At 62.4% G+C, this 14,578-nt stretch carries 9 protein-coding genes; 4 read left to right on the top strand and 5 right to left on the bottom strand.

Annotated elements, in window-relative coordinates; translation table 11 throughout:
• Positions 1-13: 13 nt before the first annotated feature.
• Positions 14-3,241, bottom strand: coding sequence for an efflux RND transporter permease subunit (locus OHL11_RS00980; RefSeq protein ID WP_263369603.1), 3,228 nt, complete (start codon positions 3,239-3,241; stop codon positions 14-16).
• Complete coding sequence (locus tag OHL11_RS00985; RefSeq protein ID WP_263369604.1) at positions 3,241-4,719, bottom strand: efflux RND transporter periplasmic adaptor subunit; 1,479 nt, start codon at positions 4,717-4,719, stop codon at positions 3,241-3,243. The genes OHL11_RS00980 and OHL11_RS00985 overlap by 1 nt, the downstream gene beginning before the upstream one ends.
• Positions 4,720-4,977: 258 nt before the next feature.
• On the opposite strand from OHL11_RS00985, the gene OHL11_RS00990 reads away from it, so the two are divergent.
• The 3 genes from OHL11_RS00990 to OHL11_RS01000 all read left to right on the top strand — a co-directional run bounded on the left by OHL11_RS00990 (position 4,978) and on the right by OHL11_RS01000 (position 9,209).
• Positions 4,978-6,483, top strand: a complete 1,506-nt coding sequence (locus OHL11_RS00990) for a UbiA family prenyltransferase (RefSeq protein WP_317890608.1) — start codon at positions 4,978-4,980, stop codon at positions 6,481-6,483.
• 53 nt (positions 6,484-6,536) lie between these two features.
• Positions 6,537-7,637: a phenylalanine--tRNA ligase subunit alpha gene (gene pheS, locus OHL11_RS00995; RefSeq protein ID WP_263369605.1), complete on the top strand. Its 1,101-nt coding sequence runs from the start codon at positions 6,537-6,539 to the stop codon at positions 7,635-7,637.
• 105 nt (positions 7,638-7,742) lie between these two features.
• The gene (locus OHL11_RS01000) at positions 7,743-9,209 is read left to right on the top strand and encodes an MHYT domain-containing protein (protein WP_263369606.1); all 1,467 of its coding nucleotides are present in this window, start codon (positions 7,743-7,745) and stop codon (positions 9,207-9,209) included.
• Here OHL11_RS01000 and OHL11_RS01005 read toward each other — a convergent pair.
• From OHL11_RS01005 to OHL11_RS01015, 3 genes are all read right to left on the bottom strand, one after another.
• Positions 9,206-10,189 carry an amidohydrolase family protein gene (locus OHL11_RS01005; RefSeq protein ID WP_263369607.1) on the bottom strand — a complete coding sequence of 328 codons (984 nt, stop codon included), beginning with the start codon at positions 10,187-10,189 and terminating at the stop codon, positions 9,206-9,208. The two genes, OHL11_RS01000 and OHL11_RS01005, sit on opposite strands and share 4 nt — an antisense overlap.
• Before the next feature lie 56 nt (positions 10,190-10,245).
• Positions 10,246-11,418 carry a dipeptidase gene (locus OHL11_RS01010; protein ID WP_263369608.1) on the bottom strand — a complete coding sequence of 391 codons (1,173 nt, stop codon included), beginning with the start codon at positions 11,416-11,418 and terminating at the stop codon, positions 10,246-10,248.
• A gap of 128 nt (positions 11,419-11,546) precedes the next feature.
• Positions 11,547-12,128 (bottom strand): YceI family protein, encoded by a 582-nt coding sequence (locus OHL11_RS01015; RefSeq protein WP_263369609.1) that lies wholly within the window; start codon positions 12,126-12,128, stop codon positions 11,547-11,549.
• A 294-nt stretch (positions 12,129-12,422) separates the two neighbouring features.
• Here OHL11_RS01015 and pheT point away from each other — a divergent pair, with 294 nt between their 5' ends.
• On the top strand, positions 12,423-14,510 hold the full coding sequence (gene pheT / locus OHL11_RS01020) for a phenylalanine--tRNA ligase subunit beta (RefSeq protein WP_263369610.1): 2,088 nt from the start codon (positions 12,423-12,425) through the stop codon (positions 14,508-14,510).
• Positions 14,511-14,578: the final 68 nt, after the last annotated feature.

A 14,578-nucleotide genomic window follows, 5' to 3' on the forward strand; every position in this document is an offset into this window, starting at 1 on the left:
GTAACTATTCCGCCTAGTGCTGCTCCGCAGGATGCGGATGGTCCGGGCGATGCTGGCCGCCGTGCGTGTGTTCGTAAAGCTCCTCATCTGCCTTCGCCGTGCCCAGATACCTGCGGCCGATGCGATCGAAGAAGAGGTAGACCACAGGCGTGGTGAACAGCGTAAGAATCTGCGAGATGATGAGGCCGCCGATGATCGAGATGCCCAGCGGACGACGCAGCTCTGATCCCGTGCCGGAACCGAACGCCAGCGGCACCGCACCGAGCAATGCCGCCATCGTCGTCATCATGATCGGGCGGAAGCGCAACAGGCAAGCCTGATAGATCGCTTCCTCCGGCTCCATGCCCTGCTCGCGCTCTGCTTCCAGCGCGAAGTCAATCATCATGATGGCGTTCTTCTTCACGATGCCAATGAGCAGGATGATGCCGATCAGCGCGATGACCGAAAGGTCCTCATGGAAGAGCAGCAGCGCCAGGCACGCACCTACACCTGCTGAAGGCAAGGTGGAGAGAATCGTGACCGGATGAATGTAGCTCTCATAAAGCACGCCGAGCACGATGTACACCGTGATGAGTGCGGCGAGGATGAGCAGCGGCTCGTTCTGCAACGAAGCCTCGAACGCCGACGCCGTACCTTCAAACTGGGACTGCACGCTGAGCGGCAGCTTGAGCTGCTTCACCGCTTTGTTCACCGCATCCACGGCATCGCCGATGCTCTTGCCTTCAGCAAGGTTGAAGGAGATGGTGTTTGCGGGGAACTGTCCCTGACGGCCAATGGAAAGTGCTGCCGCCGTGGGCTGCACGGTGATCAGCGTAGAGAGCGGAACCTGCGTGCCGTTCGAGCTCGCGACGTAGAGGTTCTTCAGCGCATCCACCGTCTGCTGGAAGTTCGGCGCAACCTCGAGCACTACGTGGTATTGGTTGAGCTGCGTGAAGATCGTGGAGACCTGACGCTGACCAAACGCGTCGTCGAGTACGTCATCGATGTTCTGCGGCGTGATGCCGAGGCGCGATGCCGTGTCACGATCGATCACCAGTTGCGTGCCGAGGCCGTTGATCTGCATGTCGCTGGCCACGTCTCGCAACTCCGGCAGCTTCTCCAGCGCAGCGACGATCTTATCTGTCGCCATCGCAAGTTCAGCGGAGTTCGGGTCCGTAACCGAGTACTGATACTGCGTACGCGAGACGCGATCTTCTACCGTGAGGTCCTGCGAGGCCTGCAGATATGTCTGAATTCCTGTAACGGCGTCGGCCTTCTTTTGCAGGCGAGCGATCACGGTTGAGATGTCCGCAGAGCGCTCGTCGCGGTCCTTCAGGTCAATCTGAATACGGCCTGAGTTGAGCGTGGTGTTGGTGCCGTCGATACCGATGAAGCTCGAGAGGTTGACGACGTCCGGGTCCTCCAGCAGCGCCTTGGCGAGCTTCTGCTGACGCTCACCCATCGCGGCAAAGCTCGTGCCCTGGCTCGCTTCGGTGATCGCCATCACGACGCCCGTGTCCTGCACCGGGAAGAAGCCCTTGGGCACGATGATGTAGAGCCACACCGTGAAGACGAACGTGGCTACCGTAACGATGAGCGTGAGCGTCTGGTGCGAAAGCACCCACTTCACGCCGCGACCGTAGAGCGCGATCGTGTCCTGGAAGAACTTCTCGCTGATGTTGTAGAACTTGCCGCGTTCGCTTTCCGGCTTGTGCTTCAGCAGGCGCGCGGACATCATCGGCGTAAGCGTCAGCGACACCACAGCCGAAACGAGAATCGTCACCGAAAGCGTGACCGCGAACTCGCGGAAGAGACGGCCGACGATGTCGCCCATGAAGAGCAGCGGGATCAGCACGGCGATGAGCGAAACGGTCAGCGAGAGAATCGTGAAGCCAATCTGCTCGGAGCCCTTGAGCGCGGCCTCGAGAGGCGTGTCGCCCATCTCGAGGTAGCGGTCAATGTTCTCGATCATCACGATGGCGTCGTCGACAACGAAGCCGGTCGAGATGGTCAACGCCATCAGCGAGAGGTTGTCGAGCGAGTAGCCCAACAGGTACATCGCGCAGAACGTACCCACGATCGACAGCGGTACCGCGACGGCCGGGATCACCGTCGCCGCCAGCGAACGCAGGAAGAGGAAGATCACCATGATGACGAGCGCGATGGTGAGCCCGAGCTCGAACTTCACGTCCGAGACGGAAGCGCGGATGGTGTTCGTTCGGTCGGTGAGGACCTCGAGCTTGACGCCTGCCGGCAGCGAAGCCTGCAGCTTGGGCAACAGCCCCTGCACGAGATCGACGACACCGATGATGTTCGCACCCGGCTGGCGCTGAATGTTGATCAGCACCGCAGGATCGAGCGAGGCCTGCGTCGCAGGAACGGTGATCTTGTTGCCCGCTGCGTCCTTGCTCTCATGCTCTTCGACCGCAGCCTTGCCGGTCCACGCAGCCTGATAGAGGTTCTCGGCAGAGTCGACGGTGTTGGCGATATCGCTCAAGCGCACGGGCGAGCCGTTGCGGTACGCGATGATGACGTTGCGATAGTCATCTGCCGTGAGCAACTGGTCGTTGGCACCGATGGTGTACGCCTGGCGCGGGCCGTTCATCGAGCCCTTGGCCTGATCGACGTTCGCGTAGGAAATCGCCGTACGGATGTCCTCAAGGGACATGCCGTAGCTGGCCAATGCGGTCGGGTTCGCCTGGATACGCACGGCGGGCTTCTGGCCACCGGCGATCGACACAAGACCGACGCCGGAGAGCTGCGAGATCTTCTGCGCGAGCACGGTGTCGGCGAGGTCTTCCACCTTCGACAACGGCAAGGAAGCCGAGGTCAGCGACAGCGTCATGATCGGCGCGTCGGCCGGGTTCACCTTGGCGTAGACCGGCGGATTCGGCAGATCGGTGGGCAGGTAGCTGTTGGCCGCATTGATGGCGGCCTGCACGTCCTGCTGCGCGACGTCGATCGACTCCGAAAGCGTGAACTCAAGCGTAATGACCGAACCGCCTCCCGAGGAGACGGAGGTCATCTGCTGCAAGCCGGGAATCTGGCCGAACTGACGCTCCAGCGGAGACGTAACAGCGTTGACCATCACCTCGGGGCTGGCTCCGGGGTAGAAGGTCGTGACCTGGATGATGGGGTAATCGACTTCAGGAAGCGCAGAGATCGGCAGTTGCGAGTAGGCGACAAAGCCCGCTAGCAAAATGGCCACCATCAACAGCGTGGTGGCCACCGGCCTCAGGATGAATGGCCGTGAAGGACTCACTAGTTCTGGCCTCCGCTCACGGTGGAGCCCGGTCCGGACGCATTATGCGCATGGTGTCCGGAGGCCGGGGATACGGGCGTGCTCTGCTCGGAGCCGCTCATCGAGCTGCTGCCGGTCGCGGGCGCGGGCGGCGTCTTCGCCGCGGTCGGCGTCACGTTGTTGCCGTCCACCAGCTTCTCCTGGCCGTCGACGACGACCTGCTGGCCGCCATTTAGCTCGCCGTCCTTCAGCACAGACATCGTGCCGATGACGAAGTCCACATGCACCGGCACCTGATCGGCGTGGTACTTGGGCTTGTTGTCGTTGCTGTCAGCGGTGCTCGTGTCGTCCGACTTACCGGCCTTCTCTCCCTTGGAGGTGGCGGGCATGTTCTTCTTCTTGTTCTCGGGCGTCGGGCCGTCATTGACGACGAAGACATAGTCGCCCTGCGTGCCGCTCTGGATCGCCGCGGTCGGAATCAGCGTGGCGTTCTGACGCTCGCGCAGGATCAGGCGAACGTTCACGAACTGGTTGGCGAAGAGGTTGCCGTCGGTGTTCTCGAAGATGGCCTTCAGCTTGGCCGTGCCGGTCGTCGTGTCGATCTGGTTGTCGATCGTCAGCAGCGTACCCGCCGCAATCTTGTGCGAGTCCGAACGGTCATACGCTTCGGCGACCAACTTGGCGCCACCCTTGAGGGCGTTCTGCACCAGCGGAATCTGATCTTCCGGCAGCGTGAAGACCACCGCGATCGGATGGATCTGCGTGATCACCACAAGACCGGTGTTGCTGGCGGCGGTGACGAGATTGCCGGGATCGACCTGACGCAGACCGACGACACCGTCGATCGGCGAGTAAATGCGGGTGTAGCCGAGGTTAACGCGAGCCGACTCCACCGCAGCGCGGTCAGCCTTCACCGTTCCTTCCGCCTGCCCGGCGGTCGAAACCTGCGTCTGCTGCGATTCCTTACTGACGACGCCGGCCTGGTAGAGAGCCGAGTAACGCTGCGCTTCCGCCTGCGCATACTTCAGGTTCGCTTCGTCCTTCGCCAGGGTTCCGAGCGCCTGGTCGAGCGTCGCCTGGTAGGGGCGCGGGTCGATCTGCAGCAGCAGTTGGCCCTTCTTCACAGCCTGACCTTCGCGGAAGTTCACCTGCAACAACTGGCCGTCGACGCGCGAGCTCAGCGTCACAGTGTTGTATGCGGTCACCGTACCCAGCGCGCTCAGGAAGACCGGAACGGTCTTCTGCTGCACGTTATAGGTCTGCACCGGCACCGGACGATTTGCCGCAGCGGCATCCTTCTTCGCCTGCGCCGCGGTCGCCACGTTGTTCGAGTGGATGCGCCAGAAGATGATGGCCACCACGAGCAGCACAATGAAAACGACAATCCACAACCGCCGCTTGCTCGTGCCGGCAGTAGTCTCCGTTGCATGCTCCGGGAGCAGGTGCGACGGGTCGGTCACAGTGGGCTGTTGGCGAGGTTCATTGTGTGGGTCAGACATCTGCGGGGTGAGACTCCTGGTGGAAATAGGTGGTTCTGGGTGCGGGGCCGATGAGTTCGTGTTCATTGGATGCAAACACGAGCAACCATCAGCCACTATACTGGCTGGAAATAATTCCTTCGTCAGATGCGAATCGGCAAAGTTACGTCGCAGAAAGACTTTCTCACTGACGGTATAGTGACGGAGGAGTCATCCACAGAGTTTCGCGGTCGCCGGAATCCACCCCGACAACCTTATTGCGAAGGAGCGGTCTTGCCCGTGCCGGAGTTCGTCATGCCCCCAGAAGGCGTTTTGCCCCCCGATGTGCCTCTCTGTGTGGACCTTGACGGCACACTGACGAAATCCGACACCCTGCACGATTCCCTGCTCGCCCTGCTGCGGCGACACCCCGAGAAAATCCTGCAGGTTCCCGGCTGGATCGCCAAGGGTAAGGCGCGCTTCAAGCTCGAAGTCACCCGTGCGGTCGAACTCGACGTGGAGCACCTGCCCTACAACCGCCCCCTGCTTACATGGCTGCGTCAGGAGCATGGGCGCGGACGCGCCATTTATCTCGCCACCGCCGCCGACAAGACGCTCGCCGAACGCGTGGCCGCGCATATTGGCATTTTCGCGGGCGTTCTGGCCTCCGACGGCGAAACCAACCTCGCCGGCGGCAATAAACTCGCCGCCTTCGAGCAACGTTTCGGCAAGCGCGGTTTCTGCTACATCGGCAACGCCAAGCCGGACATCAAGCTGCTGACCGCCTGCGAAGCCCCGATGGTTGCGAACCCGCACAGCTCCCTGACCGCCGGCCTGAAGAAAGCCGGCTTCGTTCCGGCGGCAACCTTCGAGGACCGGAACTCCACCCTGAAGAGCTGGCTGAAAGCGGTTCGCCTGCACCAGTGGGCGAAGAACGTGCTGATCTTCGTGCCGCTGCTGCTGGCACACCGCGTCGATCTGGCCACCGCTGCCGGGGCCACCACGGCCTTCTTCAGCTTTGGCCTGTGCGCTTCAGCGACCTACATTATCAATGACTTGCTGGATATCGAGGCAGACCGGCGCCATCCCAGTAAGCGCCGTCGGCCTTTCGCGGCGGGTGATTTGTCGATGTTCGCCGGCTTCGTGAGCGTAGGGCTTCTGCTGGCCCTCTCGGTCGCACTGGCGATTGCGCTGCCCCACATCGTGGATGCCACTCCTGGCACCTATACGCTTGATCGGCCGTATGGGTTCCTGCTCTGGCTCGCCGTCTACACCGTCACGACGCTCACCTACTCCTTCTACCTGAAGAAGAAGCTTCTGCTGGACGTCTTCGTGCTCAGTGGCCTCTACACCGTGCGCATCATCGCCGGATCCAAAGCGACGGGCGTGCCGATTTCGCCCTGGCTGGCCGGCTTCAGCGTCTTCTTCTTCCTCTCGCTGGCGTTTGTGAAGCGCTTCTCCGAGCTGGAGGGGCTGCGCGAGCGCGGCGGCGCGATCACCAACGGCCGCGGCTACTTCATCGCTGACCTGGAGCAGCTGCGCTCGCTGGGAACCGGCGCGGCCTACGCCTCCGTCGTCGTCATGGCGATGTATGTGTCGAACCCGGAAACCGCCCTCCTTTACCGCCATCTGGGTCGCTTATGGCTGGTGATTCCGGTGCTGCTTTTGTGGCTGAGCCAGGTATGGATGCTAACCAGTCGCGGCGAAATGCACGACGATCCAGTCGTCTGGGCCTGCACCGACAAACGCAGCCTCTGGATCGGAGCATTGATGTTGCTGGTCGTGGGCTGGGCTATGTGGCCGTAAGATAGAAGCATCGTTTTCGCGCAGCCTTTGGCGCGCTTTGTAAGGACCGACTGTTGGACATTCAGCAACTCACCGACTTTTCGCCCGAGGCCATCGACAAGGCCTTTGCCGCCGTGCTCGCCGATGCGCAGAGCACCATTGCCTCGCCGGGTTTTGATGCCGAGGCATTCCGCCTCGAATGGCTGGGCCGCAAGCAGGGCCGGCTGAAGCAGCTCTCCGACGCCTGGCTGAAGACCGCGCCCGTCGAAGGCAAGAAGCTCATCGGCCAGCGCTTCAACGCGCTCAAGGAAGCCATCGAAGGCGCGCTCGAAAACGCTGGAACCGGCACCGCGAAGGTCACCGTCTCCTCGCTCGACATCACGCTGCCCGGCACGACGCAGCCTGTGGGTGCAGAGCACCCGCTCGTGAAGACCATGGCGGAGATCGTCGACGTCTTCCGCAAGATGGGCTACTCGACACGCCTCGGCCCCGAGGTTGAAAGCGACTTCTACAACTTCGAAAGCTTGAACTTCCCGCCGAACCACCCCGCGCGCGACACGCAGGACACGCTCGTGATCGCCGACCAGGAAGGCAAGCCACTGCGCGAACGCCTGCTGATGCGCACGCACACTTCGCCGGTACAGATCCGCTCGATGCTGATGGAAGAGCCTCCGCTGCGCCTCGTCATCCCCGGCAAGGTGCACCGCAACGACGAGTCCGACGCAACGCACTCGCCGGTCTTCCACCAGGTCGAAGGCCTCTGCGTGGACACGAACATCACCTTTAGCGACCTGAAGGGCACGCTCGACCACGCGATGAAGGCATTCTTCGGATCGAGCGTAAAGACGCGCTTCTTCCCGTCGTTCTTCCCGTTCACCGAGCCGAGCGCGGACGTGCAGATTTCCTGCATCTTCTGCGGCGGCAAGGGCTGCCGCAAGTGCAAGCACTCCGGCTGGATCGAGCTGCTGGGCTGCGGCATGGTCGACCCGAACGTCTTCGAAGCCGTGAACCAGCGCCGCATCGAACTCGGCAAGGACCCGGTCTACGACACCTCGAAGATCTCCGGCTTCGCCTTCGGCATGGGCGTGGACCGCATCACGATGATGAAGTACGGCATCAGCGATATCGGCCTGCTCTACTCCGGCGACAACCGCTTCCTCGAGCAGTTCGCGTAGAGATCCCGCGCACCCCTTTCGTGGTAACCCACTGCCCCGCTTGCGCGCTATCTTGCTGACTCGCTACCTATATACTGGCGACACAAACGCGGAGTTTCAGGCATCGTGCTCGGTTATTACGATTGGTGGACCATCTCTTTGTCGTACGCCATCGCCGCCCTTTCGGGGTTTGCGGCGTTTGAGTCTGTGCGCCATGCGCGTAGTAGCCAGCGCACCACGCTTTGGATCCTCGCCAGCGGACTCGTGCTCGGACTCGGCATCTGGTCGATGCACTTCGTCGGCATGTTGGCCTGGGTGCCGCCCTTCCCGCTCTACTACTCCGTCAGCCGCACATTGGTCTCGATGGTCGCGTCGATCATCGCTTCCATTGTTGCGATGAGTCTGGCGATCGGGCCGAAGCGCCCCTCGAAGATCCGCCTGGCGCTCGGTTCGATCTTCGTCGCCACGGGCATCTGCTGCATGCATTACATCGGCATGTCTGCGGTGCGCTTCAGCCTGCCGGAGATGTGGATGACCTCGTGGCTCATCGCCTCCTGCGTGATCGCACTCGCCGCCTCGCTCACCGCGCTGCTGCTGCTGCACTGGAGCAGCCGCGCAGACTTCGACATGCGCCACCAGGTAGCCGGCGCGCTCGTCATCGGACTCGCCATTTGCGGCATGCACTACAGCGGTATGCAGGCCATGATGCTCGAGCCCGGAACGGTATCGCTGTACTTCCCCGGCGATGCTTCCGGCGCGACGTTGGCGCGCATCGGCGTGGGCAACGCGCTCATCTTTACCTTCCTGCTGCTTGTGGTTTCTTATCAGGACCGCCTTCGCCTGCTGAACCTTGCGCACGATGCGCAGATCAACGCGCAGGAGGCCACGCGTGTGGCCGGACAGCTCAGCGCCGCAGGCCGCATCGCCGCCTCAGTCGCGCATGAGGTCAACAACCCGCTCGAGGCTGTGACGAATCTCATCTACCTCGCAGAGTTGAGCGAGATCAGCCCTGATGCGGCTTCTTATCTGCAGCAGGCGCAGGCGGAACTTCGCCGCGTCGCCGAGATCACGACGCACACGCTGAAGTTCTATCGCCAGCCCCAGGCCGCCGCGCCCGCGTCGCTGCCGGAGCTGGTCGAATCAGTGCTGGTGCTCTTTGGCAAGGAGTTGCAGCGCCGCCGCATCACCGTCGGCAAGCGCTGGTCGCCCGAGTTGCCAGATGTGGAGTGCCGCGCAGGCGAAATTCGCCAGGTCATCGCAAACCTCGTGGAGAACGCGATGGACGTGATGCCGCGTGGTGGCATGTTGGCCGTATCCATGGAAACCAAGGGTGAGTTCGTCGAGGTCATCGTCACGGACACCGGTGATGGCATTCCCGGTGAAGTGCGCGAGAAGCTCTTCGAGCCATTCTTCACCACGAAGGGTGTGGGCGGCACAGGGCTTGGCCTGTCGATCAGCGCAGAAATTCTCGAACGCCACGGCGGCATCCTGAAGTTCGACACGCGCACCGAAGCGCCCAACCAGGGCACGACCTTCCGCATCTTGTTGCCGATCCGCGCCGCCGAACGACTGAACCCCAACGCGATCGCTTAACGCTCGATCGCAGCCGTCAAGCGTTCCCAGTTGCCGTGCGCGAAGAGCTCTTTCTCCTCGGGTGAGAGCCCGCAGTTCTCGGCGAAGGTACGCCCCGAGCGACCCGGCCTGTACTGGTACGGAAAGTCCATCGAGAACAAGATGCGTTCGGGGCCGACGACCTTCAACGCGCGCTGCAGATACTCTTCGCTCCACATGCCGCTCGGCGTGACATAGAGGTTCTGCGCCATGTACTCGGCGACGGAGCGTTGCAGCTTCGCGACGCGCGAGAGGTTCGCCAGACGCTCGAGGTAGAAGAGCACCACCTCGCCCCAGTGGCCGAGGATGATCTGCAGGTTTGGCTGCTCGTCGAAGACGCCGCTGAGGATGAGCCGCAGGAACTGTATGCCCGCCTCATAATGCCAGCCGAGGCCGAAGGCCGCGAAGGCTGTGTCGATGGGCTCGCCGAAGCCGCCGTAGAGAGCCTCGCGTACGGCACGCTGCGGAATCTGCGGATGAATGAAGACCGGCGCGTTAAGCTTTGCGGCCATGGCCAGTACCGGGCGAAACTCTGCATGGTCGAGGTTCTTGTCGCGCGTGCGACCGCAGAGCATCGTGCCCTTGAAGCCGAGTTGCGTGATGCAGCGTTCCAACTCGCGCGCAGCTTCTTCCGGGGCAGCCATCGGCAACACCGCGAAGCCCTCAAAGCGTGCCGGATGTTTTGCAATCGCTGCAGCGACAAGGTCGTTCGTCTGGCGCGCAAGCTCAATGCTTTCCGCTGGCTCCAGATTGTGCAGCGCAGGTGTCGTCACGGAGAGCACCTGCACCTCCACGCCCGCTTCATCCATCAGCGCGAGGCGACCTTCGGCGAGGTTGTTCAACCGCTCTTCCAAATCGCCCGCGTCAAAGCCCGACGTGCCTTCGGTGCCGATGGCCGAGGCTTCCCATGCAGCGCGAATCTCTGGCGTGAGGAAGTGTTCTTCAATCGCAATCAGCTTCATGCGTCTTCAGATGCGCGAAAGCCGCCGAGGCTTCGGCGGCTTCATCTGCGCAGGCTTTACTGCGTGGCTGCTTCAAACAAGCGCAGGTAGTTGTCGCCGCCGATCTTCGCGATCTCCTCCGGCGTGAAGCCGACCTTCAGCATTGCGTCCGCGACCACGTAGTAGAAGCCCTGCGTCTCGCCTTCCCAGCCGAGGTTCGTGCGTTCGCCGGGGTGTGCATGCGTCTGCGTGCCGTTCTGCCCCGGAGGCGTGCCGTTCTGCTGCGGCGGCTTGGGGAAGTTCGCCGGTCGCGCGAATTTGCGCGGCGTCGCAGGCGTCAGCTTAGTGTCCGTGCCCACGCACACATGCTCGACGCCGATCACGTCCACCATCGCACGCAGGTTCTGCGCGTACTCGAGCGGCGTGTCGGTGAGGTGCAGCCATACGCCCACCGCGCCACCCGCATCGGCGACAAGCTTCGCGTGCTCCTTGCTGATCAGGCGCGGACGCATCATCTGTGCCATGCGCTCGTTGCTGCCCAGTCGCCAATCCGGCCCGGTATGCGAGATCAGGATCGGCGTCTTCGAAAATTTCACCGCATCGGCGGTCGTCTTCTTGCTGCCGTGTGCGAGGTCCACCAACATGCCCAGGCGATTGGCCTCGCGGATGACATCCGCACCGAACGGCGTGAGGCCATTGAGCTTCGGCGCGTTCGTATACACGTCGCCCAGCGGCACGCTGGCGTCGCTGTCGTGAAGAACGCCAAGATGCCGCAGGCCACGATCATAAGCACCCTTCAAGCGATCGAGCTGGCCTTCGAGAAAGTGTGCGCCTTCGACGGACTGGATGACGGTCTTGCGTCCGCCGCCGTGCGCCGAGCGAATGTCGACCAGGTTCAGCGCGCGCTTCATGTGGTTCAACTCGAGTTGCTTGTCCATCGCGGTCAACGCCGTTTCAAAGCGCTCATACGGCGCGCCCTGCTCATAGTCCGTCGCAAAGGTCGCACAGATGGCCGATAGGCCCGAGCGCGACATCTCGCCGACGAGGTCGATCTGCGGACCGGGCAAGTCTGCAGGCGTCATCGGCAGGTCGATGTGGTTGTGCGTGTCGATACCGATCGTCTTCGCGACGATGCTGTCCACGCGCGGATCGAGCTCTTCGGCCCACATCGCCTTCGGTGCGAACGTTGCTCCTGCGGCCAATGTTGCTGCACCAAGAAACCGTCGCCGTGACCACGCTGCTGCCAACATCCACACACTCCTTCGCACGCTGCTGCGCTTTCTCGTTTAGACGAGCAAAAGCGGAAGCAGACTCACAGGCTGCAAAAGCGAAGGGCCACCGTTGCCGGTGGCCCTTCGCGAAGTTCCTCGCAAGCGAGTTACTGCTTGTCGATTTCCATGTCGATGGTGATCTTCACTTCGTCGCCGAGCATCGGGGGAGCGTACTTGCCGCCGAAGCCGAAGTCAGCGCGCTTGATCACGGTCGATGCGGAGAAGCCGCTCACGAGTCCGCCCTTCATGCCCTTCTGCGGGGGAACGGGGCCGTCGACGTCGAGCTTCACAGGCTTGGTCACGCCAGCCAGGGTCAGGTCGCCCCACACCACCAGCTTGCCGCCTTCGCGCGTCACCTTCTTGGACTGGAAGTGGATCGTCGGGAACTTCTCGACGTTGAAGAAGTCCGGCGACTTGAGGTGCTTGTCGCGTGCGTCCATGTTGGTGTTCACGGTGGTCGCGTCGAGGTCGGCCACGACCGAATCCTTGGTCAGATCCTTCTCATCCCAAACGACCGAGCCCTTGATGTTCGAGATCGCGCCACGCACGTTCGACACGCCCATGTGGCGGATTTCAAAGCTGGCCGACGAGTGCGCCGAGTCGATGGTCCACGTGCTCGCCTGCGCGAAAGCACCCATAGCCGGGCTCAGAATGAGAGCGGCCGCTGCTGCAAGAATCGTCTTCTTCATAATCGAGAAATCTCCTGTGGGTGAAGCCTGCCAGCGGAGCCGGGGCTCGTCGCCGTCTGCTACGGTTTCACCACTCTACTCGAAGCAGATGAAGAGCGAAAGTGTATTGATGCAAATATTTTCTATATCTACTGAAGTGCCCGCTGAAAAAGCTGCCGGCCTCGCATCTCGAATTGAGACAGGGCTGTAGCGAAATATCGACTCGCCAGACATCCTGCTACCCCAGGTCTCAAAATCGAGACCCCGGTTACCCGGTCGGTGGCTGGTCGTCTGCGACAATAGATTTCGACTGCAATGAACCTGATTACGCCTTGGATTCGCTCGTTTCTGCCTGAACTTCCGGTCTCCGACCGCCAGCTTGCCGAGGACCTCACCCTCCGCGGCATCGCCGTCGAAGGCGAGTTCCCCTTTGCCGATGGCAAGGGCACGCGCTTTGAGATGGACATCACCACCAACCGCGTCGACGCGATGAACCACTACGGCGTCGCGCGCGAAGTGGCCGCTATCTACAACGTGCCGCTGAAGCCGCTGACCGACGCGCTCGCCGCTCCGGTGCAGCAGTCGCGCGAAGGCGCAGGCTACCCCGTTCGCATTGAGGCAGAAGACCTCTGCGGTCGCTTCACCACGCGCGTCATTCGCGGCGTCACCGTGAAGCCTGCGTCGGGTCTCATCGCCGAGTATTTTGCGGCGCTCGGCCAGAAGCCGATCTCTGGCCCGGTGGACGTGACGAATTTTGGCTGGCTCGCGATGGGCCAGCCCACGCATGTGTTTGACCTCGACAAGATCGAAGGCGCGATCGTTGTACGCCGCGCCAAAGCTGGTGAAAAGCTGCGGCTGCTTGACGGCACCGAGAAGGTGCTCGTCGCCGATGACCTCGTGGTGGCCGATGAGAAGAAGGCGCTTGGCCTTGCCGGCGTAATGGGCGGATGGGATTCGCGCGTCACCGAGGAGACGAAGAACATTCTCGTCGAGGCCGCGTGGTTCGAGCCTGCGACGATTCGCGCCAGTTCGCGTCGTCACGGTCTGCATACCGATGCTTCGCATCGCTTTGAGCGCGGCGCTGACTTCAACGCCGCGCCGGTGGCGAACGCGCTCATCACGCGCCTGGTGCTCGAGCAGGCTGGCGGCGAAGTCGAAGGCCCGCTCGTCGATGTGACCGTTCCCGCACTCGCCGCGAAGACCGCTGACCGCGCGCCGATTGCGCTGCGCGTGAAAGAAGTGCAGCGTCATCTTGGCACCACGCTCGATGGGAGCGAACTTTCGGCGGAACTCATCACGCGGTACATGGCGGCGCTGGGCTGCGTGCTCACGCCGACCGGCGCGGCAGGTGAATTCACCGCAAAGCTGCCTTCGTGGCGCCTCGATCTTGAGCGCGAAATCGACTTGATCGAAGAGGTCGCGCGCGTCTACGGCTACAACCGTTTCGCGGACACACTGCCGACGTTTGCGGGCGAGGTCGTGGACCTGCCGCACGCCGAGCAGGAAGCCGCGATCCGCACCACGCTGCGCGCGCTGGGCTTCAGCGAAGCGATCACGAGCACCTTCGTTTCAGCAGAGGCAGCTGCGTTGTTTGCGAGCGCGCCTGCGGTGCCGATGGGCAACCCGCTGAGCGAAGAAGCGGGCATGTTGCGCCCTGCGCTCACGGCGAACATGACCGCTGCGCTGGCGCTGAACTTGAACCGCGATGTGGAGGCGGTGCGCTTGTTCGAGCTCGGCACAATCTTCCTCGGCTCGACCGCAGAGGTGCGCGAGCAGCAATCGCTTTCGCTCGGCCTCACCGGCAACGCGCGCGCGACCGCGCTCTACACGGCTGCGGATGCACTCTTTTACGAGGCCAAGGGAGCGATCGAAGCGGTGCTTGCGAAGTTCGCTGGCACGGTGAGTTTCTCAGCGGAGAATCTGCCTTCGTGGATCGAAGCAGGACGCGGCGCAAACGCGCTGCTCGATGGCAAGATCGTCGCAAGCTTTGGCGAACTCAACGCTGCGGAAGCGCAGCGTCGCAAGCTGAAGCAGACCTGCGTGCTCGCTGAAGTAGCCGCGCAAACATTGCTTGAAACGCCGCTGCGCAAGCCGGTAATTCGCGACCTTTCGCGCTTCCAGTCGGTGGCACGCGACTTCTCGTTCGTCTTCCCGGACAGCGTGCAGTGGAGCGCAGTCTCAGGCGCGATCGAAGGCTTGCAGATCAACGAACTCACTTCGGTGACGCCGGGCGAAATCTTCCGCGATGCTAAGGGCAAGGCCGTGGCGGCGGGCAGCTATTCGCTGCTGGTGCGCGTGAGCCTGCAGTCCCCCGAGCGCACGCTGACGGAAGAGGAGATCAGCGGCGCGAGCGAGAAGATCGTCGCGACCTTGAAGAACCTCGGCGGCACGCAGCGCGCGTAAACGTACGGGTGCCCCACATCTCGATTCTTGAGATGTGGGTTTCCAGAGAAGTTCGCGGAGTCCAATCA

It is taken from the genome of Granulicella cerasi, assembly GCF_025685575.1.
GTDB classification, from domain to species: domain Bacteria; phylum Acidobacteriota; class Terriglobia; order Terriglobales; family Acidobacteriaceae; genus Granulicella; species Granulicella cerasi.